The sequence below is a fragment of the uncultured Caulobacter sp. genome (assembly GCF_937900395.1).
GTDB lineage: Bacteria > Pseudomonadota > Alphaproteobacteria > Caulobacterales > Caulobacteraceae > Caulobacter.
In genome coordinates this window covers 1-24,055 of the sequence record NZ_CALCDX010000024.1, presented here as the reverse complement: position 1 = coordinate 24,055, position 24,055 = coordinate 1, and the positions used below count along the sequence as shown (strand labels likewise).

Genomic DNA, 24,055 nt, shown 5'->3' with positions numbered 1-24,055 from the left:
CATCGGCCACGAGGAGGCGCGGATTTCCCGCCAACGCCAGCGCGATCGCCACGCGCTGGCGTTGCCCGCCGGAGAGCTGATGCGGAAAGGCCCGCGCGAGGGCAAACTGCTCAAAAACGCGCATGCGCTGCCCTTCGACACCGAGGCGCACCACCTTGCCCATCGCGCCGCCGGCGGCCTGGCCCATCGCGCGGCCCGCAGCCTGAAACGCGCCTTCGAATTTCTCCTCGTCGCGCCAGAAGAACACCTCGCCCTCAAAACCGAGCGGCTCGAAAGAGGGCAATTCGATATGCGGCACGATGGCCACGGCCTTGCCGTCCCGCCGGAGCAGGACGACCACGGGCCGCTCGTTCTGATGGAAATCCCACCGGAAAATGCGCTGGAAATTAGCGCCTGCAACCAGCGCCATCATATCGAGGTGCTGCGCTTCCATGATCGGCAGCAGCTTTTGCAGTTCACGCGCGGGAGACGCCATACGCCGGAATACCCTGCTGTTTTTGTTCTTTTCCGCGACCAGCCTGCCCGAACATAAGGCCAGATCGTTCAGGGCTGACCTTACAAGCTTGTCAGGCGGGCGCAATCAGAAAATTGTCCCTTCCGGGCCTTTCTTCCGAGAATCCGCATCCATGCCATTACGGCGTTTTAGGAAGAATTGGTATAAGCTTATCAAGGCCGAGAATATCCTCCAGCGCCTTCGCGCCGGCCTTGCGGGCCCAGCGGTAGAGGCCGACCACCACGATGGCGGCGGCGATCAGCGACAGGATCATGCCGACGTGCTCGGGCGGCGCGAACGGCACGGCCAGGGGCTCGCCCTTGCCGGTCGAGACGATCATCAGCGCCAGGGCGACGTTGAACAGGCTCTCGCCGACGATGAAGCCCGAGGCGATCAGCACGCCCAGGCGCTTGGCCGGCTCGGCCGCGCGGTCCTTGGCGACGATCTTCTCGAACAGCCAGCCGGCCACGGCGCCGACCACGACCGGGGCGGTGACGGTGCTGGGCAGGTAGATCGCCAGGCCCACGCCCAGCGGCGGCAGGCTGTAGCGGTCCTTGCTGGTCTTGCGCAGGATCGTGTCGATGGCGACCAAGCCGAGGCCGATCAGGGCGCCGACGCCCAGCAGCCCCCAGTCGAGGTCGCCGCCCAGCACGCCCTTGGCCAGGGTCGAGATCAGGGTGGCTTGGGGCGCGGCCAGCGGCTGGTCCGAGATGGCCTGCAGGTTCGGGGCGCCGGCGAAGCCGTTCGAGCGGTTCAAGAGCTCCAGCACGAACGGAATGACCACGGCGCCCGACAGCACGCCGATGACCAGGCCGACCTGCTGCTTCCACGGGGTGGCGTCGACCAGCTGGCCGGTCTTCAGGTCCTGCAGGTTGTCGTTGGCGACCACGGCCACGGCCAGCACACAGGTCGTGACATAGAGGGCGAAGGCGACCAGCGCCTTGGTGATGTCCGGGCCGACCAGGCCGCGGCCGACCACGCCGACCATCAGCGAGGCGCCGAGCACGGTCAGGATGGCGATGCCCGACACCGGGCTGTTGGACGAGCCGATCAGGCCGGCCATGTAGCCGCAGACGGCGGCGGCCAGCAGGCCGGCGAAGATCAGATAGCCGATGCCGATGGCGACCAGCGGCGCGGCCAGGCTGGTGATCGGACCGCCGGCCAGGAAGTGGGCCAGGAACCAGCCGGCTGGGGCGAGCAGGAGCAGCGAGACGAGGCCGACGATGCCGATCGGGATGTCCTGCTCGACGCGCGGCAGGTCGCCGGCGCCGCTCTTGCGCGCCTTGGCGGCTTCCAGCGCCGACTTCAGGCCGGAGGTGATCGGGCCGACCAGCTTGGCCAGGGTCCAGATGGCGGCGGCGCCGATGACGCCCGCGCCCAGGAAGCGCACCTGGGTCTTCCAGACGCCCAGGGCGTGGGTGGCGGCGTTGGCGTCGGGCATCGGGGTGGCGAGGGTGAGGATCGGCACCAGGATGGCCCAGGCGATGAACAGGCCCGCGAACATGGCGATGCCCACCGTGATGCCCATCAGGTGGCCCGCGCCCATCAAGGCCAGCGAGCTGGAGGCGCCCAGGCCCGTCGCGCCCGCGCCAGCCTTGAACTTGAAGTAGCCGGCGACCTCGGCGGCGAACAGCTTGGCCGCGCCCAGGGCGCCGAACAGAGCCGAGGCGATCGCGCCCAGGCTGACGGCGACCAGCCCCGCCTTGCCCTCGGCCGCGCCCTCGCGCGAGCCGGTGCCGACCTTGAGCACTTCGGCGGCGGCGACGCCTTCGGGGTAGGGGAGGTTGGAGTTGGTCACCAGGGCCCGGCGCAGCGGGATGGTGTACATCACGCCCAGGATGCCGCCGACGGCGCAGGCGCCGAACGTGGGCAGGAACGGCACGTTGGCCCACCATCCGATCATCAGCAGGCCCGGCAGGACGAAGATCACCGACGACAGCGTGCCCGCCGCCGACGCGATCGTCTGGACGATGTTGTTCTCCTGGATGGTCGAGGTCTTGAAGGCCCGCAGCAGGGCCATCGAAATGACGGCGGCGGGGATCGAGGTGGCGAAGGTCAGGCCGACTTTCAGGCCCAGATAAACTTGCGCCGCGGTGAAGACGAGGGTGATGGCGATGCCGAGGAGTACCCCTCGGAGGGTCAATTCCGTGCGCGGCGCGGTCGAGTCGGCCATGAACATGTCCAAAAAACGATTAAGGCGGCCGGACCTTGCACGTCCGACCGCCCAAAACTCAAGCTCGGATTTCGCCTAGACCCATGAAAAGCCAGGGCGAACGGCGCGATTGGCCCTCCCCCCCGCTAGCAAGCGTAGAGCCGTCCGCTTCTAGAGTGGACGGGTATCCATGCCCGCCTCGGGGGGAGAAAGCTCGCAGACCTCGGCCACGCGCGCGGCGAGATAGCGGTCGCCGTCAGTCTTCATGGCTTGCAAGGCGTCATCGCAACGGCCGGCGTTGATCAGTGTCGCGGCGCGCTTGGCGCGCGCCATCTGTTCAGCCTGACGGGTGATGGCGGCGCCGCCGAAGTACATCGGCTGGCGATAGTATTCGTTGAAAGACTTGGGCTCGGGAAGCCTCTGCTGCGGGGGAGCCGCGGTCGTGGCCGCCTGTAGTGAGATCGCCAGTAGAGTCCCGATCATCGTCTTTGCCTCTATGGTTGAAAATTGTCCCAGTAAGGACTGTCTCACGCTTATGGGTTGTGGGCAACGGGATGAAAGCAAATCGGGCTCGCCACGTCGTGACGAGCCCGAAATCTTAGCGCTGGATTGGCCCCGCCGGGCTAGAGGACGCCGAGCATCTCCGCGACCAGCGGATGCCGGACGATGTCGCGGTCGGCCAGGCGGACGACGGCGATGTTGGAGACTTCCTCGAACCTGGCCGCGACGTCCGCCAGGCCGGAGATGCCCGGCAGCAGGTCCGACTGGTTCGGGTCGCCCGTGACCACCATGGTGGAATGCCAGCCCAGGCGCGTCAGCAGCATCTTCAGCTGCATGTAGGTGCAGTTCTGGGCCTCGTCGATCACCACGAAGGCGTTATTCAGCGTCCGACCGCGCATGAAGCCGACCGGCGCGATCTCGATGGCGCCCTCGGCCATCAGGGCCCGCATGCGCTTGACCGACAGGCGATCGGTCAAGGCGTCGTAGAGCGGGCGCAGATAGGGCGCCAGCTTGTCCTCCATGTCGCCGGGCAGGTAGCCGATCGACTCGCCGGCCTCGACGGCGGGGCGCGAGAGCACGATGCGGCTGACGCGACCGGCCTCCAGCGCCTCCACGGCCTTGGAGATGGCGATGTAGGTCTTGCCCGTGCCGGCCGGACCCAGGGCCATGACGAGGTTCTTCTCGTCGATCGCCTCCATCAGCTGCGCCTGGCCGGGCGATTTCGGTTTTATCGTTTTGAGATAGCTCTGGTCCCGACTATCCCCCCTCGCGCCCCCCTCATCGGGCAGAGGCGACCAGCCGCCGCGGTGATCGACAGGCAGGCGACGCACTTTGGCGTCGTCGTATTGGCCGGTCTCGTACGCGCCTTCGCGCGCCATCCGCTTCAGGGCTCGCTTGGTCATCAAAGCCTCCATTCGGGCATGAAAAAAGGACGAGGCCGTAAGGCGTCGTCCTTGGCGGTGAGCTGGATTTGAACGAAGCCGCGAACGCGGCCCGGCGGCTCGGAAGAGCTTTCCCCGTGGGCGGGGGACGGTGCTGTACGCCGAAACGCCAAGTGCGACACCTCGTCTTCGTCAGCGGGCGAGCAAGGGCGTCTCCGCCCAGCCCGTCACGATCAGGAAAATGATTCCCGCTGGGGGAATGTTCCCTCCTGAATCGCCAGACTACAATGGCGGTCACAGGGTTTACGGATCGTTAATAACGAAATCGCCGATAAGAAACGAGGCATACGGATGAATGTATATTCGCTGGGCGAGTTAAAGCCTACGCTGCCGGGAAAAGACGAATATTGGATCGCGCCGACGGCGAGCGTGATGGGGAACGTTATTATCAAGAAGAACGCCAGTATATGGTGGGGCGCGGTGGCCCGCGGCGACAACGATCCGATCACGATCGGCGAGAACAGCAATATCCAAGACGGTTCGGTTCTTCACACTGATCTTGGCTCGCCGCTGACCATCGGCGCGAACGTGACCATTGGTCACATGGTGATGTTGCACGGCTGCACGATCGGTGACGGCTCGTTGATCGGTATCGGGGCGATCGTGCTGAACGGCGCCAAAATCGGAAAAAACTGCTTGATCGGCGCGGGCGCCCTGATCACCGAGGGCAAGGAGATTCCCGACAATTCGATGGTGGTCGGCGCGCCGGGCAAGGTGGTGCGCGAGATCGGCGAGCAGCACGCGTTGGTCCTGCAGGCCTCGGCCCTGCACTATGTCGAGAACTGGAAGCGCTACGCGCGGGATTTGAGGTTGGTCGAGGGTTAGCGGCGTCCGACGAGATCAACTTCGTATCGTCATCCCGGCCGTAGCGCGGAGCGCGCAGAGCCGGGACCCGGGGACGCCTCGCACGGCGCTCTTTCACCCCTGGGTCCCGGATAGCCTCTGCGAGGCTTCCGGGATGACGAGAGGTGTTGGGCCCGCATCCGCCAAAGGCGGCTTCATCCGTTAGAACTCGAACGCCGTGGGAGCGCCGCCTGCCGCTTGGGGGATCGCAAGGCGGCGCTCCCGCTTCCCGCGTGGGAAGGGCCGAACGCGGGAAGGGACCCACCCTGCTGGAGGCGTCTTCCGCAAGGTAGGACGGTGCGCCGTACTGCGCTCCGTTCATCCATGGATTGTATATAGCACGGCCGAAGTAGAGTTAAAATGCGAGACTCGCGTTTTCCGCGTCTAAGCGTTCCGTAGCGCCACTCTTGCGCCGGTTCAAAAGCCGGATCACTCTCGCCTTAACAACGATAACCTTCGAGGGAGGGCGTCCGGGCCATGGCCAGTGAACGCTATGATTACGTCGTCATCGGCGCCGGTTCGGCCGGCTGCGTGCTGGCCGCGCGCTTGACCGAGGACCCCAACGTCAAGGTCCTGCTGCTGGAGGCCGGCGGCAAGAACACCTCGGTGCTGGTCAAGATGCCGGCCGGGGTCGGCGAGCTGATCAAGGCCAAGGGCGAGCAGAACTGGGGCTTCTGGACCGAGGCAGAGCCGCATCTCGACAACCGCAAGCTCTGGTGGCCGCGCGGCAAGGGCCTGGGCGGCTCCTCGGCGATCAACGGCATGATCTATATCCGCGGCCATGCCCGCGACTACGACCAGTGGCGGCAGATGGGCCTGACGGGCTGGTCCTATTCCGAAGTGCTGCCCTACTTCAAACGCTCGGAGACCCACCATGGCGGCGGCGACGCCTATCATGGCGACAAGGGTCCGCTGCACGTGTCGAAGGGCGAGTCCGACAGCCCGTTCTACACCGCCCTGGTCGAGGCCGGCCGCCAGGCGGGCCACAAGACCACCAAGGACTTCAACGGCTTCCAGCAGGAGGGCTTCGGTCCCTACGACCTGACGATCCGCGACGGCAAGCGCTGGAGCGCGGCCATGGCCTATCTCAGCCAAGCCCTGTCGCGTCCGAACCTGACCTGCGTCACCGAGGCCCGCACGACCCGGATCCTGATCGAAAAGCGCCGGGCCGTCGGCGTCGAGTACGTCGTCGGCAAGGGCGGCGAGCGCAAGACCGCCTATGCCGACGCCGAGGTGCTGCTCAGCGCCGGCGCGGTGCAGTCGCCGCACATCCTGCAGCTGTCGGGCGTCGGCGCGCCGGACGACCTCAAGGCTCAGGGGGTCTCCGTCGTCCACGAGTCCAAGGGCGTGGGCGCCAATCTCCAGGACCACCTGGACGTCTGCGTCTCGTGGACCGCCAAGAACCTGAAGACCGCCTATTCGGCCAACAAGGGCCTGAACAAGCTGGGCGTGGGCCTCAACTACATGCTGTTCGGCAAGGGCCTTGGGCGCCAGCAGTTTCTGGAGAGCGGCGCGTTCCTGAAGTCGCGGCCCGACCTCGACCGGCCCGATCTGCAGATCCACGGCGTGCTGGCCATCATGCAGGACCACGGCAAGGTCGTGGTTGAGAAGGACGGCTTCACCCTGCACGTCTGCCAGCTGCGTCCGGAGAGCCGCGGCAAGGTCGGCCTGCGCTCGGCCGATCCGTTCGATGATCCGACCATCCTGGCCAATTACCTGTCGACCGATGAGGACCGCCGCGCCATCCGCGAGGGCGTCCGCATCGCCCGCGAGACCGTGGCCCAGGAGGCCTTCGACCCCTATCGCGACGCCGAATACGCCCCGGGCGCCGACGTGCGCAGCGACGCCGAGCTCGACGCCTGGATCCGCGCCAAGGCCGAGACGATCTACCACCCGGTCGGCACCTGCCGCATGGGCGTGGCCGGCGATCCGCTGGCGGTGGTCGACGACCAGCTGCGGGTGCAGGGGCTTTCGGGTCTGCGCGTGATCGACGCCTCGGTGATGCCGAACCTGATCGGCGGCAACACCAACGCGCCGACGATCATGATCGCCGAGCGCGCGTCGGACCTGATCCGGGGCAAGCAGACGCTGGCGCCGCTGGACGTCCCCGTCTACGGCGACGAAACGGCGGCGGCGGCGTAGGGCGAGCCCTTAATCCGCTAACTCAATCTCACCGTCATTCCCGCCCTTGTGGCGGGAACCCCTCTATCCGCCGCAGGTGCGGGAGGGGCGGACTGCTCAGCAGTCCGCTTGCATCTCACGTGTCAGCTGAACCAGGGGTTCCCGCCACAAGGGCGGGAATGACGGTTGTTTGAAGGAATGCTGAGGAGCGCCCGGTAGCCGAATCCAACGCTAGGCGATCCGGCGGCCGTCCAGGGTGGCGAGGCGAAGGCGGGGCATGTCGCGATTGTCCTCGCCCAACGGCCGGATTTCGCGCAGGCCCAGCTCGTAGGCGGGGCGGCCCATCAGGCGGGCCGTCGCGCCGATCGGCTGGTAGAGGCCCAGGAACCGGTCGGTCTCGCCGCTGGCGCCGCGCAGGGGCGCGAACAGCACCTCCATGCCGACCGAGGCGACGCCGTGCGCGCGGATGTCCGCCACGGCGACCACCGGCGTGCGGCGCTTGCGGGCGACGTCGAGGGCGCTTTTCAGCTCCAGGCGATGGGCGAGGGCCCACAGCGACAGGGCGTCCTGGCCGCGCAGGTCGCGGGCGTGCAGATCGCTGACGAAGCCGCCGGCCAGGCGGAAGGGCAGGCGGCCGCCGTCGCGACCCAGGACGAACACCTGCGGCAGAAGCTCCAGGAAGTCGCCTGGATCGATGTCGGTGCGACGCGGCAAGGCGGCGTCGCCCCGGCGATCACGCCAGTAGTCGATCAGTCGTTCCGTGCTGGGATGGAACATCCTTGTCCCCCGGCGGGCTCCTGCGCGGCGGGTTTGGGCCGCATGGAGCTTGCTGGAGGAACCGCGCCAACGGCTGGACTGTCCCATTTTGGCGCACAATCCAGTCCTGGATAAGAAAAAGGGCCCCGTCGGAGACGGAGCCCTTTGACTTCAGCCTACTTCGCGGCCGCTTCCGGCTTGACCAGAAGCAGCCAGGACTTGTCGTCCGCCAGGTAGGTCTTGGCCGCCTTCTGCACATCCGCTGGCGTGACGCGGGCGAGCCCCGCCAGCACCGATCGCGTGGCGTCCAGCAGGCGCGGATCGGTCTGGGCGCCCGACAGCGCGCCGACCCAGTACTCGTTGGTCACGCGCGCCTTCTCGATCTGGTCGATGCGGGGCTTCTTGGCGCGTTCCAGCTCGTCCTCGGTCACCGGCTTGTCACGAAGGTCGGCGGCGATCTTGCGGATCGAGGCGACGACGGCGTCCAGCTTCTCCGGCGGGACTTCCAGGCTGACGGCCAGGTAGCCCCAGTTCTTGAACACCACGCTGGCGGTCGAAGAGGCGTTGGGCGAATAGGTCGCCCCTTGTTTCTCGCGCAGTTCGTCTATCAGGCGCAGTTGCATGACCTGGCCCAGCACCGAGACATCGCGCGAGCGTTGCAGGTTCGAGAACAGGTCGTCGGTGCGCCAGGCCATGAACAGGGCGGCCTGGTCGGCGCGGCCCTTGTGCGTGCGGATCACGGGCGTCGCCGAGGGGGCGGGGAACGGCGCCTGGCGGGCGGCGTCCGACGCGGGAAGCTCGGTCCGAGCGGGCAGGGCGCCGAAGGTGTCGGCCACCGCGGCGATGGCCTTGTCGACCGTCGTGTCGCCGACGATCACCACCTCGATGTCGTCCTTGGTCAGCGGATTGGCGACCGCCGTCTTCAGGTCGTCGAGCGAGGCGCTGGCGATCTGCTCGCGCGAGGGGAAGGTCCAGCGCTGGTCGCCGCCGTGCATCAGGCCGCCAAGGTCGCGGCCGAGGACCCCGCCGGTGGTGCTCTGCAGCTGGTCGTGCAGCGTGCCGTAGCTGGTCTTGACCCGGTTGAAGGCTTCCGGACGCCAGCCGGGCTCGGTGGCGAAGGCCGCCAGCACCTGCAGCTCGGTCGACAGGTCCTCGGGGCGCGTACGGCCGTTCAGGGTGAAGGCGTCGTCCTCGACGCCCAGCTGGGCGTTCCAGATCTTGCCGGTCAGAACCCGCTCCATGTCCTGGGCGGAGATCTGCTTCAGCCCGCCCTCGACAAAGGCCGAGCCGGACCACAGCGGGCTCTGCTTGTCGGACGGCAGGTCCAGCAGGCCGTGGCCGGCGCGGACCTTCACGACGACCTGGCCCTCGCGGAACTTGGTCGGCTTCACCGTCAGTCGGACCCCGTTCTCGAACCGCACGAAGACGGCGTCCAGGTCGCTGACCTCCTTCTGCTCGATCACCTTGCCGGTCGGACCGAAGCTGGAATAGGGCCACACGGTCACGCCCGGCGCGGCCGGGGGCGTGACGGGCTGGGACTTGAGGTCTTCGTAGGCCTTGAGGATCGCCGGCTCGCCGCCGTCGATATTGCTCGGCGCGGCGATGACCACCAACGGGCCCGAGCCGGCGAACGACGACTTCAGCACCGCATTGACCCGCTCGGCGGTCAGGCCCTTGGTCATGGCGTCGAAGGCGGCGAGGTTCTGGCTGGGCGAGGTGATGACCTCGGCGTCGCCGAGGGTGTCGACCAATTGGTTGGCCAGGACTGGCGTGCGCTGGGTGGCTTCGCCCGCGGCGGCGGCGGCCAGGCTGGCGCGCAGGGTGGCGATCTCGCGGTCCAGTTCATCCTGGCGAACGCCGTATTGGATGGCGCGGCGCTGCTCGGCGTCGAGCGCCCGCATCGCGTCCTGCCACTGCCCCGGTTGGGCCGTCGCGCCGAGGGTCGTCACGCGCACCGCGCCGTACTGGTCGCCCTTGAAGGCGCCGCCGGCGATGAACGGCGGCTCGGCCAGGCGGCCCAGCGCCTGCAGCCGACGGTTCAGCACGGCGAAGGCCAGGTTCTCCAGCATGTCGCGCTCGTCGAGGGCCTTGGTTTCGACCAGGCCGTCGGGCTTGCGCATCCAGGTCATCTGGACGCTCCAAGGCGCGCCGGACTCGACGATCAGCTTGGCGGTCGGGCCGCGCTTGGCCACCGGACCGACGTCCGGATTCTTGCCCGGCTGGCCCTTGCCGGCCCAGTCGCCGAACCTGGCTTTGATCTTGGCTTCCATGGCGTCGACGTCGAAGTCGCCCACGGCGACCAGCACCGCCCGCTCGGGACGGTAATAGGCCTCGTAGAAGTCGCGGATCCGCTGGGCCGAGGCGTTCTTGAGAATGTCGGTCTTGCCGATCGGGATGCGCTTGGGCGGCAGCTGGCCTTCCATCTGGGCCGACAGGGTCTTGATGGCGACGCGATAGCCGGGCGTGTCGCGAGCGCGCTCTTCCGACAGCACGACGCCGCGTTCGCGATCGACCGCGTCCTGAGCGATGGTCAGCTCGCTGGCCGCCTCGCGCAGCAGCATCAGCGAGTCGTTGACCGTGCTGTCGTCGGTCTTGGGCAGGTCCAGCTGATAGGTCGTTTCGTCGAAGCTGGTCTGGGCGTTGGTGTCGGCCCCGAACGCCAGGCCATGGCGCTCCAGGATCTTGATCATCTCGCCTTCGGGCACATTCTTGGAGCCGTTGAAGGCCATGTGCTCGAGGAAGTGGGCCAGGCCCTGCTGGTCGTCGGCTTCCATCAGCGAGCCGGCGTCGAACCACAGGCGCAAGCTGGCCTGGGCGGGCGGCGTGGCGTTCTTGCGGATCGCATAGCGCATGCCGTTGGGCAGCACGCCGAAGCGCCAGGCCGGATCGGGCGCGACGTCGGACAGGGCTTGCGCCCATTGGCCCGGTTTCAGGTCGCTCTGGCGCGGTCCGGCCAGGGCGGGCGCCTCGATGGCGCTCTCCCGCTTCGGCAAGGGCAGCGAAGGCTTCGGAACGTGGGAGCAGGCGGCGAGCGAGAGGCCGGCGGCGGCGACGAGCGCCAAGCGCGAAGCGCTGATCATCGAGAATCCAAGGCAGGACAAAGGAAGCCGCACCTTGGCCGTCCCGCATGGCGCGCGCAAGGCGCGACAAAGGCGGGTTTAGGTCCGTGAGGGATCAGGCGGCGGCGACGTCGCCGGTCTGCCGGCGCAGGCGCCAGAAGCGGATGGTCCGCAACGCCGCCTCGCGCGGCAGGGCGGCGTAAAGCTCCCCATAGGCCTTGGCCCGGCCCATCACCTCGTCCGAGGGCTCGAGGATCAAGAGGGCGAAGGTCAGGAACAGCGCGCGGTCGAAGTCGGCGGCCTTGCAGATCACCGACAGGGCGTCCATCTCGCGCCGCTCCAGGATCTTGCGGGCCGTATGAAAGTCGACGTCGGCCAGGTCGGCCAGGGCCACCAGGAAAAGGGTCGTGCGCTTGGCGCGCAGCATGTTGGCCAGGATTTGCGGGGAGATCGGCCCCTTGGCGCGCAGGGCGCGGAACTCCTTCTCGGCCTCGGCGTGGTCGGGCGGCAGCGCCCCGTCCTTGGCCGCGATCCGTTTGCGGCCCGCCGCCAGCGCGGCCTCCAGGGTCGCCGGATCGACGTTGGCGTTGCGCTCCAGGATGCGGTCGCGCAGCCGCGCTTCGGCGACGAAGTACATCTCGTTCAGCAGGTCGACGGGCAGGCTCTGGCGGTCGATCACCGCCTCGTGCAGGGCGGGATTGGCGGTCGCCCGGTCGACGACGGTCTCGTGCGCCTCGCGCGACAGCACCGCCCCCTCGTTGCGCAGCAGCACGCCCAGGGTGTCGTCGTCGCCGCGCGCGACGATGGCGTCCGACACGACGCTGGAGACGCTGGGGCGCTGCGAGATCGCGCGCAGGTGATCTTGGCCCTGGGTGCGGGCGACGTGCAGCAGGTCCTCGTCAGTCAGGGCGCCCGAGCCGCGCAGGATCGGGGCGGCGACCGCGATGCTTTCCGAGGCCAGGGCGCGGGAGAGACCGCGCGGCGCGGTCTGGGCGTCGCCCAGCCGTTGGGCCAGCTCGGCCTTGACCGCCTCTTCCATGTCGCCGGCCAGCTGGCTCAGGACGTCGTCGAACAGCTCCATTTCCAGGGCGCTGTGGCCTTCGCCGGCGAAGAACATGTCGGTGACGCCGCGCAGCAGCTCGCGCCGCTTCTCGCTTGAGGGCTCGTTGGCCAGGGTGATCAGTTCGTGGAGACGCGATTCCATCATGACGCCTCGCCACGCGCGATAGCTTTCCGATCGGCGATAACGGCGGTGAAAGCGGCGACGCGCATGAACATCCGAACCGAAGGAACGTCGATGCTTTCGTAGGGGCGCGCCGCTTAATCTTGGCCTAACGGCCGCGCCAAATGTTGAGAAGTCGACGTTCGACAAACTCCATCGCGGCGTTCAACCCGACGCCCAGAATGGCCAGGGCGAGAAGGGCCGCGAAGACCTTGCCGGTCTGCAGGCGGTTGTAGGCTTCGAGAATGCGCCAGGCCAGGCCCTGGGCCCCGCCCGACCCCGCCACGAACTCGGCCACCACGGCCCCGATCACCGCCAGGCCCGCCGCCACCTTGTGCCCCTCGAGCAGGGCGGGAACGGCCGACGGCAGGCGCAGGCGGACCAGGCGCTGCAGCGGCGTCGCGCCATAGAGGTCGAACAGGCGGGCCAGATCCGGATCGACGGCCTTCAGGCCGGTCAGGGCGCCCGAGAAGATCGGGAAAAACGCCACGACCGCCGCCAGACCCGTCACCGCCCGGCCAGGATGCTCGATGCCGGCCCAGATCGTCACCAGCGGCGCGATCGCCACCAGCGGGGTGACCTGCAAGGTGACGGCGATAGGCCGGACGGCGTCTTCGAGCAGGCTGTTCAGGCTCACGGCCAAGGCCAGGGCGCAGGCGACGACGCTGGCGATCACGAGGGCGATCAGGGCCGTCGACAGTGTCGCCCAGGCCGAGCTCAGCAACAGCGGCCAGGACTCCAGGAACGCCGCGCCGATCGCGCTGGGCGCGGGCAGCAGATAGGGCGGAACCGCCAGGGCGCGGCAGGCGATCTCCCAGCCGCCCAGCAGGACCGCGACCAGGATCAGGGGGGCGAGGACCCGCTTCATGCCGCCGCCTCGGTGGCGCGCGCCAGTAGACCGGAGACGGTTTCGGCGGCGGCGCGGAACGCTTCGGTCGTGCGAAAACCGGGCGGACGAACGAGCGGGCCGTTGATCGCCACTTCGCCCGCGACGCGGCCGGGGCCAGGCGTCATCACCACCACGCGGCGGGCCATGTAGACGGCTTCCTCGACATTGTGGGTCACGAAGACCACGGCTGGCGACAGCTCGGCGGCCAGGGCCAGGACGTCGTCGGCCAGGGCGCGGCGGGTGATCTCGTCCAGCGCCGCGAAGGGTTCGTCCAGCAGCAGCAGGCGAGGGCGCGTCACCAGCGCGCGGGCCAGCGAGGCGCGCATGGCCATGCCGCCGGACAGCTGGGCTGGCCGCGCGGTGAGCGCCTGGCCTAGGCCGACCTTGCGCAAGGCTTCGTCGGCGGACGCCAGGGCGTCCTTCTTGGCGACGCCCGCCAGCTCCAGCGGCAGGGCGGCATTGTCCCGCGCCGATAGCCACGGGGCCAGGGTGGGTGACTGGAAGACGACCGAGGTCTCGCCCTTGGCGGCGGCGCGCGCCACGTCGCCGCGCGTGGGCGCTTCCAGGCCCGCCAGCAGGCGCAGCGCCGTGGACTTGCCGCAGCCGGAGGGGCCGACGAGGGCGACGATCTCGCCGGACGCGAGGGTCAGGTCGATGGGGCCGAGGGCGCGCCCCCGGGCGTAGTCGACCTCGACGCCGGAAAGGCTGGCGACGGAGCCGTTCATTGGCCCTTGGGCAGGAACTGAAGGGTGAAGGCCTTCTTGTAGTCCATGGTCTTCGGATAGACGCCTTGTTCGGAGGCGACCTTGAAGAACTCCGCCCAGCGGGCGTCGCTCATCTGGCCGATCTCGCCGTCCTTGCCGACGATGCCGTAGGACCGCATCTTTTCGCGCGCCTGGTCGAGGACATCCTGGGTCATCTCCGGATTGTCCTTCAGGATCGCCGCGTCGCCCGGCTTGGGATCGCCATAGAGATAGGACTTCCAGCCGGCGGCGGTCGCCTCGACAAAGGCCTGCACGGCCGCAGGGTTCTTGGCGATCAGGCTGTCGGGGACTAGGGCCATCGAGGCGTAGGCCGGATAGCCGCTGTCGGCGAGCAGGAAGACCGCCGGTTTGATCTTGCCTTCCTTCTCGATCAGGTAGGGCTCGCTGGTGGCGTAGCCCTGCTGGATCACCCGCTTGTCGGCCAGGAAGGGCGCGCTGGAATAGTTGTACTTGCGCACCTGGTCGTCGGCGAAGCCGTACTTGGCCTTCAGCCAGACCCAGAAAGCGGTGATCGAGGCGTCGGCCAGCAGGATCGGCCGGCCCTTCATGTCGGCGATCGAATTGACCCCCTGGTCCGGGTGGGCGATCAGGACCTGCGGGTCCTTCTGCATGAAGGCCGCCACGGCCTTCACCGGCGCGCCTTCCTTCGCCAGGTTCATGACGATGAAGCTGTTGGAGCCGACGCCGACATCAACGGCGCCGGTGGCCAGCAGCTGCGGTACGTTCACGGCCGGGCCGCCCTGGATCAGGGTCACGTCCAGGCCGCGCTTCTTGTACTCGCCGGTCGCCAGCGCCTGGTAATAGCCGCCCAGCTCGGCCTCAGCCCGCCAGTCGGTCGCCAGTTTCAGCTTCGTGACGCCGGCCGGGGCGGCGTCCTTGCTGGGTGCGGGAGAGCAGGCGGTCAGGGCGGCGAGGCTTAAGGCGGCCCCCAGGACGACAAAGGCGCGACGGCGCATCGAACGGCTCTCCCCACGGTTCGCGGTGAAGTTAGGGGCGAGCCGGCCGACTTCCAAGCACGAAGGCGAACGCGGTCAGGCGGCGGGCTTGCGCCGCCAGCGTTCGACCTTGGCGTACAGCGCCTCGCGCTGGACCGGCTTGGGGATATGATCGACCATGCCGGCGGCGTAGCAGCGCTCCACCTGGGTCGGCAGGGCGTCGGCGCTCATGGCGATGATCGGCGCGGCGCCGAAGGCGCCGGGCAGGGCGCGGATCGCGCGCGTCGCTTGCAGACCGTCCATCTCGGGCATGTGCATATCCATCAGGATGAGGTCATAGGGCGTCTTGCGCGCGCGTTCGATCGCCTGGCCGCCGCTTTCGGCCTGGTCGACGTCGTAGCCGGCCATGCTCATCAGGGTCGCGGCGATCTCCAGATTGATCGGATGGTCGTCGACGACCAGGATTCGACCCGCCGCGTTCTGGGCTGCGGGCGCCGGCGCGGGCGAAGCGGCGCGCTCCACCGGCTTGGCCGACAGTTCGAACCAGAAGCACGAGCCACGCCCGGGCACGCTGTCGACGCCGATCTTGCCGCCCATGGCGTCGACCAGCGCGCGGCAGATCGCTAGGCCAAGGCCGGCGCCGGCGGGCATCCGGCTCAGCGTGATGTCCGCCGAGGCGCGCTGGAACAGCAGGGCCTGCTTCTCCAAGGCGATGCCGACGCCGGTGTCCATGATCTCGAAGCGAAGCCTGTCTCCGGTGGCGACGGGCTCGATCATCAGCCGCACCGAAATGCGTCCCTGGTCAGTGAACCTGACGGCGTTGTTGAGCAGGTTGATCAGCACCTGGCGCAGGCGGTCGGCGTCCAGAGCGTGGCGCCGGTGATCCGGATCGATGATGTCGACATCGAGTTCCAGGCCCTTGGCGCGGATTTCGGGCGCCATGATCGCCGCCGTTTCGCGCACCAGGTCGGCCGCCGAGGTCGGCTGAAACTGCAACTCGATGTGGCCGGTCTCGACACGGGAAAGATCCAGGATGTCGTCCAGCACGGTGACCAGGGCGGCGCCGGCGCTGTCGATCAGGTTCACCTGGCGTCGGGCGTCGGGCGAGAGATCGTCGCGCTTGGCCAGCAACTGGGCGAAGCCGAGCACGCTGTTCAAAGGCGTGCGGATCTCGTGGCTCATCGTGGCCAGGAACTCGGTCTTGGCCTCGGTGGCGGCCAGGGCGCGGGCGCGGGCGACCCGGGTCAGTTGCTCGCGCCGTTGCAGCATGCGCTTCAGGCGATCCTGTTGCGCCAGGACCAGGCTGGCGGCCATGCAGGTGTAGAAGAGCACCGCGATGAAGATCTGGATCGTGCGCGCCTGCGCTGTCGGGCCAAGGATCGCGTTGAAGCGCGGCGAAGCGCCCGACATGGCGATCGGCAGGGTGATCAGGGCCACGATCAGGGAGGCCATGGCCGCGCCCCGCGCCCCGAGGCGATAGGCGGCCAGCAGGGCGACCGGGAAGATCAAGAAGGGGGGCGCGCCGGACAGGGGATGCGCGCAGAGCAGGGTGACGGCCGCCACCGCGAACAGCAGCACGCCCTGCTCGCGCAACGAGGTGCGATAGGCCCGCCGATGCTGGGCGTCGATCAGCACCAGCGCCGTCGGCAACACGACCGCCAAGCCCAGCGCTCCGCGCAGGAACCAGTCGATCCAGGTTTTCAGCAGGGGCTCGCCGAAGAACAGCGACAGGATCGACGCGCAGATCGCGGCCGAGACCGCGGAGATCGGCGTCGTCACGGCGGGCAGCGCCGCCAGGGCGCGCATGGTCCGAACCCGCGGCATGCGTCCCCAGAAGCGAACGCAGACCCACCAGACCGCGACGGCCTCCAGCGTATCGATCGTGGTATAGAGCAGCGCGCGGGCCAGGCTGTCGCCGACGAGAAGATCGGCCGCCATGTGGAAGGTCACGAAGACGCCGCCCAGGGTTAGCCGGCGCTGGGGCGTCAGAACCACCAGCCCCGCCGCCAGCAGGGCGTTGGCCGGCCAGAAGGCGGCGACGCCCAGCAGCGTTCGGGTCAGGAACTCGCTGAAGAACAGGCCGCCGACCAGGGCGACGGAAAGCCCCTGCAGCAAAGCCGCCTGCCTCTTACGTTCATGCTGCGCCAGCCTTTGCGGCATACGCGTCTCGTCCCCCAAACCGCCGCGACCTGGCGGCAATGTCTGATGACGTCGGATCCGCGTCGCGCGAGTCCGACGTTCGCCGGCCTCTCCGTTCGAGGGGCGGCGACGCGACCATTCAATACGCCTGCTAGACGAGGGGTTGCTTGCTTATCGAGAGATGTGTCGTTTGGCCGCAGGACGCCTCTGCGGCCGCCACTTCCTGACGATATCGTCCCCGTCCCGCCCGTGTAATGGGTCCTGGCGACAATGCATGTCGCAGGGGGTAATTCAAGAGGGCGATAGTCGTATCAGGTCGTGATGGAGAGTGGTTAAGACGTCGTGCAGCAATATATGGGATCAGCTTGCCGACAGGTTCTCTTTTTTCTCTTCGAGTTCAAGCCAATCCATCTCGGCTTGTTCAAGATCGGCGCGCGCCTTGTCCAGAGCCTTCATGGCTTTGTCGAATGTCGCCGGATCGCGGCTGTAGAGATTAGGGTCCGCCAGCGTTTCCTCAAGCTTGGCGATGATCGCCGGACTCTTGGCGATCAGGGCTTCGCATTCCTCCAGACGCCTCTGGTCCTTGTATGAAAGCTTCACGCTTTTTTTCGGAGGCGGCGGGGCGGCCGGGGCGGCCTTGGGCGCCGCGGCGGAAATCGGCTTGCGGACGGCGCTGAAGAACCCGGGGTTCTGGTCCATCAGGTCGGTCCAGCCGCCGGGCGTCTCGACAATCTTGCCCCGGCCGTCCAGCGCGATGGTCGAGGTGGCCAGGCGGTCGATGAAGTCGCGGTCATGGCTGACCAGGATCAGCGTGCCGTCGAAGTCGGCCAGCAGGTCCTCCAGCAGGTCCAGCGTGTCCATGTCGAGGTCGTTGGTCGGCTCGTCCAGCACCATCAGGTTGGTCGGATTGGCGAGCGCCCGCGCCAGCAGCAGGCGGTTACGCTCACCGCCCGACAGGCTGGTCACCGGCTGGCGCAGCTGGGCGTCGGTGAACAGGAACTCCTTAGCGTAGCCGGCCACGTGCTTGGACTGGCCGCGCACGACGATGGAGTCGCCGCCGCCGGGAGTCAGGAAGTCCCAGACGGTGATCTTGTCCGACAGCGCCATGCGCGCCTGGTCGATGTACGAGACCTCGAGATTGGCGCCCAGTTGCACCGAGCCGGCGTCCAGCGGCAGCTCGCCAAGCAGCAATTTCACCAGCGTCGTCTTGCCCGCCCCGTTGGGACCGACCAGGGCCACGCGGTCGCCGCGCAGGATGCGGGTCGAGAAGTTCTCGACGATGGTCCGCTCGCCGAAGCGCTTGGTCACGCCCTTGGCCTCGACCACGCGCTTGCCCGAGATCCCGGCGGACTCGACCGCCATGGTCATGGTTCCGCGCAGGTCGCTCTGGCGGTCCTTTTTCTCGGCGCGGAGGGCCAGCAGCGCGCGGCGGCGGCCTTCGTTGCGGGCCCGCCGACCCTGGACGCCACGCGCCAGCCAGGCGTTCTCGCGCTCCAGCACCTTGTCCAGCCGCCGCGCTTCTTCCGCCTCGGCCGCCATCACGCTGTCCGCCCAGGCCTCGAACTCGCCGAAGCCCTTGTCCAGGCGGCGGATCTTGCGGTGCTCCAGCCAGAAACAGCGCTCGGTCACCCGGTTCAGGAAGGCGCGGTCGTGGCTGACGATCAGCACGGCGCACTTGGAGGCGGCCAGCTCTTCTTCCAGAGTCTGGATCGCGAAGATGTCGAGGTGGTTGGTCGGCTCGTCCAGCAGCAGCACGTCCGGCTGCTCGGCGAAGGCGCGGGCGAGGGCGGCGCGGCGGGTCTCGCCGCCGGACAGGCCCTTGGCGCTCTTGTTCGGGTCGAGGCCGAAGTCGGCCAGTGCCGCCTGCGCCTCATAGTCCTGGGCGCCGCCCGCCGTGGCGTAGTCGAGCAGGGTCTCGCCGGTGATCTCGGGCTCCTGCCCGACATAGACGACCCTGGCGCCCGGCTGGACCGAGCGCTCGCCGCTGTCGGCCTCGACGCCCTGGGCGGCCAGGATCTTCAGCAGGGTCGACTTGCCCGCGCCGTTGCGGCCGACCAGGCAGGCGCGCACGCGCGGCTCCAGCGCCAGATCGACGCCGTCGAACAGCGGCTTGGCGCCGTCGGCGAGACGGACGTCCTTGAGGGCGAGTACGGGCGCGCGGGTCGGAGAAGCCATGGTCGTCACGGATAAGAGAGCGGGAGGATCGCGAAGGGGAGGCCCTATCGCAGGCGCGCCGCCGAGGGAACGGCAAATCGCGGTCAGTCGGACAGGCGGGTCCCGGCGGCCTTCTCGGGGTGCGACAAATTCCCCCGTTAATGGGAGGCGGAACGCGGCTTTGCTAGGATTCACCTACGTGAAGCGGAATGACTTGTCTTGAAGTCTAGCGTCGAGAGCATCGTGGCTTCGGAAGTCCAGGCGTCACTCGCCCTGGACTTCGATGTCCTGCATCGACCCGTCTGGGTTTTCGACGATGTCCGCAAGCGCACGCTGTATGCGAACCGCGCCGCGCTGGAGCTGTGGCGCGCGCCCTCGCTCGAGGCCTTGCGCGCCCGCGACTTCTCCGCCTCATCCCCCGCTGTTCGCGCCCGGATGAGTGATCTGGCGGCGCGGCTTGAGAACGGCGGCGCGGTGGAAGAGCGCTGGACCTTCTATCCCAATGGCGACGCGGTCACGGTCAATACGATGATCTCGCGCATCGTTCTGCCGGATGGCGGGCCGGCCATTCTCTGCGAAGGCGTGCGTCTGCAGCCCGAGGCCGAGGAGCAGCGGGCGATCGAGGCCCTGCGCCACACCAGCGCGCTGGTGACGCTCTATGACGGCGAAGGGCGCCGCCTGTTTGGCAATCCCGCCGCCCTGGCCGCCTATCCGGGGCGTAACGTCCGCTTCGCCGACATCTTCGCCGACGCCGAGGCCGGGCAAATCCTCTGGAGCTCGCTCCTGGACGCCGAGGTGATCGAAGGCGGCTATCGCATGGTCACGGCTGGCGGTCCGCGTTGGCACAGCCTCACGATCCGCCGAACGCCCGATCCGATGACTGGCGAGCCCTGCGTCCTGGTCAACGAGAACGACATCACCGACGAGGTCGAGGCCCATGCCGCCCTCGCCGACGCGCGCGAGCGGGCCGAGGCCGCGGCCGCGGCTCGCCAAGCCTTTCTGGCCAATATGAGCCATGAGCTTCGGACGCCGCTGACCAGCATCCTGGGCTTCGCCGAGTTGCTGGCGGACACGCGCCTCGACGACGATCAGAAGCGCCACCTGTGCCGCATCCAGGACGCCGGCGCCATGCTGCTCGAGACCTTGAACGCGGTCCTCGACTTCTCGAAGCTGGAGTCGGGCAGCGTCGACCTGGAGCGCAAGCCGTTCGACCTGCCGGACCTGGCCAGGCGCGCGGCGGGCATGTTCGAGGCGGCGGCCTTGGCCAAGGGGCTCGACTTGACGGTCCGCATCGACCCCGACTGCCCTCGGTGGTTGGAGGGCGATCCTGAGCGGCTGCGCCATGTGCTGGTCAACTTCCTGGGCAATGCGGTCAAGTTCACCCAGTCGGGAGGGATCACCCTGGCGGTCGAGCGGCGGCCGGCGGCCGCGCCGGGCGTCGAGCGGCTCGAGCTTTCGGTTTCGGACACGGGGGTCGGCGTTCCGGCGGCGATGCTGGGGCAGGTCTTCGATCGCTTCGCCCAGGCCGGCCCGGAAGTCTCTCGCCGGTTCGGCGGCACGGGGCTTGGCCTCGCCATCAGCAAGGAGATCGTCGAGCTGATGGGCGGCCGGATCGGGGTCGACAGCGTCGCGGGCCAGGGCGCGCGGTTCTGGTGCGTGGCGGACTTTCCCGTGGCGGCGGCGCCCGCGACGGCCCTGGAGGACGCTCAGTCGACGCCGGCGAGAGCCCTCCGGCTTATGGTCGCTGACGACAACAAGGCCAATCGCGAACTGATCGGGACCCTGGTCCGAGCGATGGGCCATCAGGTCGAGACCGTCGCCGATGGCGTCGCGGCGGTCGAGGCGGTGCGCGCCGGCGCCTATGATCTCGTGCTGATGGACGTGCACATGCCCCGCATGGACGGCTTGGCCGCCACGCGCGCGATCCGGGATCTCGAGGGCGAGGCGGCTTCGACGCCAATCATCGCCCTGACCGCCGACGTCCTGCCCGATCAGATCGCCTTCTATCGCGCTAGCGGCATGGATGATCATGTGGGCAAGCCCATCGACGCCCGCGCGCTGCTGGCGAAGGTCGCGAGCTGGGGCGCGCGGCGCTCCGGCGATGGTCGATCACGGTCAGGCGGCGGCCAAGCCTGACCAAGCCCGCGCCGTCTTTGCTTTGTGCCGGCGCCGGACCTCACTAGATAAGTCGTAGGGACGCGGGCGGCGATTCAGTCGCCCGGTCCAGGATTGAGTAGCGATGGCGCGTGAACGTCCAGAACCGATCTTCAACGCGCCCTGGCCGGCCTTGTTGGCCGCGGCCTCGATCCTGGTTCCGACCGCGTTCCTGATGAAGGCGGACGAGCCGACGATCCTGTCGCTGGCCCTGGTCCCCAAGGATTTCTGGGCCGGCCACTGGACCGGCGTCGTGACCATGATGTTCGTGCATGGCGGCTGGCTGCACGCCTTCATGAACGCGGCCTTCGCGATCGCGTTCGGCGCGCCGGTGGCCCGCCTGTTGGGAACGGGCGGGCGCGGCGGCGCGGTCTTCTGGCTCTTCTATCTCGCATGCGGGATCGTCTCGGGCCTCGGCTATGCGATGCTGCATCCCGAGAGCGTCGGGCCGGTGGTCGGCGCCTCGGGCGCGGTGTCGGGCCTGATGGGCGCCGCGGCGCGCACCATGGACGGGCGAGGAGGTCTTGGCCCGATGTTCGGCCCGCAGGTCCTGTCGATGGGGCTGGGCTGGCTGGTGGTCAATCTCGTCATGGCCGTCGCTGGCGGCCTGTTGACCGGGGGAGGAGCGGGCGTCGCCTGGGAGGCGTACCTGATCGGCTTCGCCGCCGGCGTCGTCCTGATCGGTCCCTTCGCGGTCTGGGGCGAGCCCGCCGATCTCGCGCCGCGCGATCCCCATTGATCCCGGAGCCTGTTTGCGAGACCCTCGTTCTATAAAGAACAAGGGAGGTAGCTCAGTGCTGATTTCTCAAATCCTCAAGGACAAGGGTGATTTGGTGTTCACGGCCTCCCCCCAGGAGACCGTCGGCGCCGCGGCCGCGCTTCTGCACACCCGTCGCGTCGGCGCCATGGTGGTGGTCGACGAGACCGAGGCGGTGGTCGGCATTCTCTCCGAGCGCGACATCGTCCGGGTGATCGCCAAGGAGGGGGCCGCGGCCCTGACCAAGCCGATCTCCAGCTGCATGAGCGCCAAGGTGATCTTCGCCGAGCCGCACGAAACGGTCGACGCCCTGCTGGAGCGGATGACCGATCGCCGGATCCGCCACCTGCCGGTGGTGAAGGGCGGCCGTCTGGCGGGCATTATCTCGATCGGCGACCTCGTGAAGCACAAGATCAACGAGGCCCTGGCCGAGGCCGACGGCCTGAAGGCCTATATCGCCGCCGGCTGACGGCGAGCGCTGTATATATAGGAAAGAGGGCTGGCGCCTCAGCCCTCGATCATTTCCGCGCCGGCGCCCTGGGCGGCGTCGGCCAGGCTATAGCCCTCAAGGACCGCGGCGGTGGCGTCGCGCGCCTTCAAAAGAGCTTCGCGCAGCGCGCAGGTGGCGACGTCACGACAGTCCTCGCAACGCCGGAAGGCGGTGCGGCTGACGCAGGGGGTTAGGGCCAGGGGGCCGTCGACCAGCCGGATGATCTCGGCGAAGCTGATCTGCTCGGGCGAGCGTCCCAATATATAGCCGCCGAACTTGCCGCGCCGGCTGATGACCAGACCTTCGCGCGAAAGCGACAGCAGGATGGCTTCCAGGAACTTGCGCGGCGCGTCGGCGCGCTCGGCCAGCTCGCCGGCCGTGACCTGCCCGTTCTCGCGGGCCAGTTCGATCATCGCGCGCAGGGCGTAGCGCGCCTTCTGGGACAACATGGACGCCGGTGACCTTGTTCAAGCGCCCCAGGGCGCGACCTTTATGGCCGCGTCTCTTAAAGAGCGTTCAGCCTTCTGGGCGACGCATCGTCGCGACGCAAGTCTTGGGTGACGCTGTTCATGCACAGAGGAATGGCCGATCTGGGGATAAGATGGCGATTTCGGGCTTGCCGGGCCGGGGAGGGGCCTCTAGAAGCCGCCCCTCGCTTCGGGGCCGCGGCCGTCGGACGAAACCTTCGCCTCTCGGGGCTTGCGTTTCGGAAGGCAGATCGCTAAGTTCCGCAGCCTCAATCGAATCTCTTCCACGTCTTGGCGCTCCTCTCGGCGCGCTTCGGGTGGCTTTTGCGCTCTAAAGTGGCTTCGGTCGCAAGTAGAGAAAAGGAAAAAGAGGCGGTTGACCTGGGAATTCGGTTTCGCTAGAAGCCGCGCTCCCTGAAATGCCGAAGCTTCCGTAAGGTTGCTGAAGTATTTCGCTCCAGAAGAGCTTCTCTTTCTTTTGAAAAAGATGCTTGACTGGCTCCGGTGACTTCTTTAGAAGCTGCCGGCTCCGCCGAAAGCCCTCCGGGCTGGCTGGCGGAAAAAGTCGGAGAGTTTCTTCAAGAAACGATTTGACACGGAAAACGAGGTTGGATAGATAGCCGCCTCCGCCGACGCCGGGCGCTAAACGGTGGGGTCGCTGAGGCGGCTCGGGTCTTTGACATTGTTGATTTGGAAAGAGAAACGCAGGCGGCGGCGCTCTGGCGGTTCACTCTACGGAGTGGATCATTTGACGCTGACGAATGCGGTCTCTTGAAGAAGACACCATTACGCCGATTGGCCTTCGGGTCGATCGAGTGATGGGAACTCGTCAAGATACTATGCAAACCAGATACGCGATCGGGGTTTTCCCCTCGATCAAAATACTGGAGTCAATGTCAACTCAACCTGAGAGTTTGATCCTGGCTCAGAGCGAACGCTGGCGGCAGGCCTAACACATGCAAGTCGAACGGATCCTTCGGGATTAGTGGCGGACGGGTGAGTAACACGTGGGAACGTGCCCTTTGGTTCGGAACAACTCAGGGAAACTTGAGCTAATACCGGATGTGCCCTTCGGGGGAAAGATTTATCGCCATTGGAGCGGCCCGCGTCTGATTAGCTAGTTGGTGAGGTAAAGGCTCACCAAGGCGACGATCAGTAGCTGGTCTGAGAGGATGATCAGCCACATTGGGACTGAGACACGGCCCAAACTCCTACGGG

18 protein-coding genes and 1 rRNA gene are annotated in these 24,055 nt (G+C 67.7%); 6 read left to right on the top strand and 13 right to left on the bottom strand.

Annotation, left to right across the window (positions count from 1 at the left end):
* The 4 genes from Q0379_RS24105 to Q0379_RS01890 all read right to left on the bottom strand — a co-directional run.
* A partial coding sequence (locus Q0379_RS24105) for an ATP-binding cassette domain-containing protein (protein WP_366519285.1) occupies window positions 1-475 on the bottom strand: 475 nt, incomplete at its 3' end.
* A 157-nt stretch (window positions 476-632) separates the two neighbouring features.
* Window positions 633-2,672: an oligopeptide transporter, OPT family gene (locus tag Q0379_RS01900; protein ID WP_299003723.1), complete on the bottom strand. Its 2,040-nt coding sequence runs from the start codon at window positions 2,670-2,672 to the stop codon at window positions 633-635.
* A 144-nt stretch (window positions 2,673-2,816) separates the two neighbouring features.
* Window positions 2,817-3,128, bottom strand: a complete 312-nt coding sequence (locus tag Q0379_RS01895; protein WP_299003722.1) for a hypothetical protein — start codon at window positions 3,126-3,128, stop codon at window positions 2,817-2,819.
* 140 nt (window positions 3,129-3,268) lie between these two features.
* On the bottom strand, window positions 3,269-4,060 hold the full coding sequence (locus Q0379_RS01890; protein ID WP_099538475.1) for a PhoH family protein: 792 nt from the start codon (window positions 4,058-4,060) through the stop codon (window positions 3,269-3,271).
* A gap of 318 nt (window positions 4,061-4,378) precedes the next feature.
* Here Q0379_RS01890 and Q0379_RS01885 point away from each other — a divergent pair, with 318 nt between their 5' ends.
* Both Q0379_RS01885 and Q0379_RS01880 read left to right on the top strand, forming a co-directional pair.
* A complete protein-coding gene (locus Q0379_RS01885; RefSeq protein ID WP_299003719.1) occupies window positions 4,379-4,912 on the top strand; it encodes a gamma carbonic anhydrase family protein in 534 nt (177 codons plus the stop codon).
* Between the two features lie 495 nt (window positions 4,913-5,407).
* Window positions 5,408-7,072: a choline dehydrogenase gene (locus tag Q0379_RS01880; RefSeq protein WP_299003717.1), complete on the top strand. Its 1,665-nt coding sequence runs from the start codon at window positions 5,408-5,410 to the stop codon at window positions 7,070-7,072.
* 210 nt (window positions 7,073-7,282) lie between these two features.
* Here Q0379_RS01880 and Q0379_RS01875 read toward each other — a convergent pair whose 3' ends face one another.
* The 8 genes from Q0379_RS01875 to Q0379_RS01840 all read right to left on the bottom strand — a co-directional run bounded on the left by Q0379_RS01875 (window position 7,283) and on the right by Q0379_RS01840 (window position 18,990).
* On the bottom strand, window positions 7,283-7,828 hold the full coding sequence (locus Q0379_RS01875; RefSeq protein WP_299003715.1) for a PAS domain-containing protein: 546 nt from the start codon (window positions 7,826-7,828) through the stop codon (window positions 7,283-7,285).
* A 155-nt stretch (window positions 7,829-7,983) separates the two neighbouring features.
* Window positions 7,984-10,887, bottom strand: coding sequence for a M16 family metallopeptidase (locus Q0379_RS01870; RefSeq protein WP_299003713.1), 2,904 nt, complete (start codon window positions 10,885-10,887; stop codon window positions 7,984-7,986).
* 94 nt (window positions 10,888-10,981) lie between these two features.
* Complete coding sequence (locus Q0379_RS01865; protein WP_299003711.1) at window positions 10,982-12,070, bottom strand: DUF2336 domain-containing protein; 1,089 nt, start codon at window positions 12,068-12,070, stop codon at window positions 10,982-10,984.
* A 127-nt stretch (window positions 12,071-12,197) separates the two neighbouring features.
* Window positions 12,198-12,956 carry an ABC transporter permease gene (locus tag Q0379_RS01860; protein ID WP_299003709.1) on the bottom strand — a complete coding sequence of 253 codons (759 nt, stop codon included), beginning with the start codon at window positions 12,954-12,956 and terminating at the stop codon, window positions 12,198-12,200.
* Window positions 12,953-13,702, bottom strand: coding sequence for an ABC transporter ATP-binding protein (locus tag Q0379_RS01855; RefSeq protein WP_299003707.1), 750 nt, complete (start codon window positions 13,700-13,702; stop codon window positions 12,953-12,955). Before Q0379_RS01855 ends, Q0379_RS01860 begins: the two co-directional genes overlap by 4 nt.
* Window positions 13,699-14,697, bottom strand: a complete 999-nt coding sequence (locus Q0379_RS01850) for an ABC transporter substrate-binding protein (protein WP_299003705.1) — start codon at window positions 14,695-14,697, stop codon at window positions 13,699-13,701. The genes Q0379_RS01855 and Q0379_RS01850 overlap by 4 nt, the downstream gene beginning before the upstream one ends.
* Before the next feature lie 75 nt (window positions 14,698-14,772).
* Entirely contained in the window at window positions 14,773-16,836 is a 2,064-nt protein-coding gene (locus Q0379_RS01845; protein WP_299003703.1) for an MASE1 domain-containing protein, read from the bottom strand.
* A gap of 339 nt (window positions 16,837-17,175) precedes the next feature.
* Window positions 17,176-18,990 (bottom strand): ABC-F family ATP-binding cassette domain-containing protein, encoded by a 1,815-nt coding sequence (locus Q0379_RS01840; protein ID WP_299003701.1) that lies wholly within the window; start codon window positions 18,988-18,990, stop codon window positions 17,176-17,178.
* A gap of 198 nt (window positions 18,991-19,188) precedes the next feature.
* Here Q0379_RS01840 and Q0379_RS01835 point away from each other — a divergent pair, with 198 nt between their 5' ends.
* The 3 genes from Q0379_RS01835 to Q0379_RS01825 all read left to right on the top strand — a co-directional run bounded on the left by Q0379_RS01835 (window position 19,189) and on the right by Q0379_RS01825 (window position 22,349).
* On the top strand, window positions 19,189-21,105 hold the full coding sequence (locus Q0379_RS01835) for a PAS domain-containing hybrid sensor histidine kinase/response regulator (protein WP_299003699.1): 1,917 nt from the start codon (window positions 19,189-19,191) through the stop codon (window positions 21,103-21,105).
* Between the two features lie 103 nt (window positions 21,106-21,208).
* Window positions 21,209-21,862 carry a rhomboid family intramembrane serine protease gene (locus tag Q0379_RS01830; protein ID WP_299003697.1) on the top strand — a complete coding sequence of 218 codons (654 nt, stop codon included), beginning with the start codon at window positions 21,209-21,211 and terminating at the stop codon, window positions 21,860-21,862.
* Between the two features lie 55 nt (window positions 21,863-21,917).
* A complete protein-coding gene (locus tag Q0379_RS01825; protein WP_013078241.1) occupies window positions 21,918-22,349 on the top strand; it encodes a CBS domain-containing protein in 432 nt (143 codons plus the stop codon).
* Window positions 22,350-22,387: 38 nt separating this feature from the next.
* Here Q0379_RS01825 and Q0379_RS01820 read toward each other — a convergent pair whose 3' ends face one another.
* Window positions 22,388-22,819, bottom strand: a complete 432-nt coding sequence (locus Q0379_RS01820) for an Rrf2 family transcriptional regulator (protein ID WP_299003687.1) — start codon at window positions 22,817-22,819, stop codon at window positions 22,388-22,390.
* Between the two features lie 920 nt (window positions 22,820-23,739).
* Here Q0379_RS01820 and Q0379_RS01815 point away from each other — a divergent pair.
* Window positions 23,740-24,055 (top strand): 16S ribosomal RNA (locus Q0379_RS01815); the annotation flags it as partial.

Excerpts from the sequence above, each read along its gene's own strand:
- Q0379_RS01900 (WP_299003723.1), bottom strand. The coding sequence starts at position 2,672 with ATGTTCATGGCCGACTCGACCGCGCCGCGCACGGAATTGACCCTCCGA.
- Q0379_RS01895 (WP_299003722.1), bottom strand. The coding sequence starts at position 3,128 with ATGATCGGGACTCTACTGGCGATCTCACTACAGGCGGCCACGACCGCG.
- Q0379_RS01890 (WP_099538475.1), bottom strand. The coding sequence starts at position 4,060 with ATGGAGGCTTTGATGACCAAGCGAGCCCTGAAGCGGATGGCGCGCGAA.
- Q0379_RS01885 (WP_299003719.1), top strand. The coding sequence starts at position 4,379 with ATGAATGTATATTCGCTGGGCGAGTTAAAGCCTACGCTGCCGGGAAAA.
- Q0379_RS01880 (WP_299003717.1), top strand. The coding sequence starts at position 5,408 with ATGGCCAGTGAACGCTATGATTACGTCGTCATCGGCGCCGGTTCGGCC.
- Q0379_RS01875 (WP_299003715.1), bottom strand. The coding sequence starts at position 7,828 with ATGTTCCATCCCAGCACGGAACGACTGATCGACTACTGGCGTGATCGC.
- Q0379_RS01870 (WP_299003713.1), bottom strand. The coding sequence starts at position 10,887 with ATGATCAGCGCTTCGCGCTTGGCGCTCGTCGCCGCCGCCGGCCTCTCG.
- Q0379_RS01865 (WP_299003711.1), bottom strand. The coding sequence starts at position 12,070 with ATGGAATCGCGTCTCCACGAACTGATCACCCTGGCCAACGAGCCCTCA.
- Q0379_RS01860 (WP_299003709.1), bottom strand. The coding sequence starts at position 12,956 with ATGAAGCGGGTCCTCGCCCCCCTGATCCTGGTCGCGGTCCTGCTGGGC.
- Q0379_RS01855 (WP_299003707.1), bottom strand. The coding sequence starts at position 13,702 with ATGAACGGCTCCGTCGCCAGCCTTTCCGGCGTCGAGGTCGACTACGCC.
- Q0379_RS01850 (WP_299003705.1), bottom strand. The coding sequence starts at position 14,697 with ATGCGCCGTCGCGCCTTTGTCGTCCTGGGGGCCGCCTTAAGCCTCGCC.
- Q0379_RS01845 (WP_299003703.1), bottom strand. The coding sequence starts at position 16,836 with ATGCCGCAAAGGCTGGCGCAGCATGAACGTAAGAGGCAGGCGGCTTTG.
- Q0379_RS01840 (WP_299003701.1), bottom strand. The coding sequence starts at position 18,990 with ATGGCTTCTCCGACCCGCGCGCCCGTACTCGCCCTCAAGGACGTCCGT.
- Q0379_RS01830 (WP_299003697.1), top strand. The coding sequence starts at position 21,209 with ATGGCGCGTGAACGTCCAGAACCGATCTTCAACGCGCCCTGGCCGGCC.
- Q0379_RS01820 (WP_299003687.1), bottom strand. The coding sequence starts at position 22,819 with ATGTTGTCCCAGAAGGCGCGCTACGCCCTGCGCGCGATGATCGAACTG.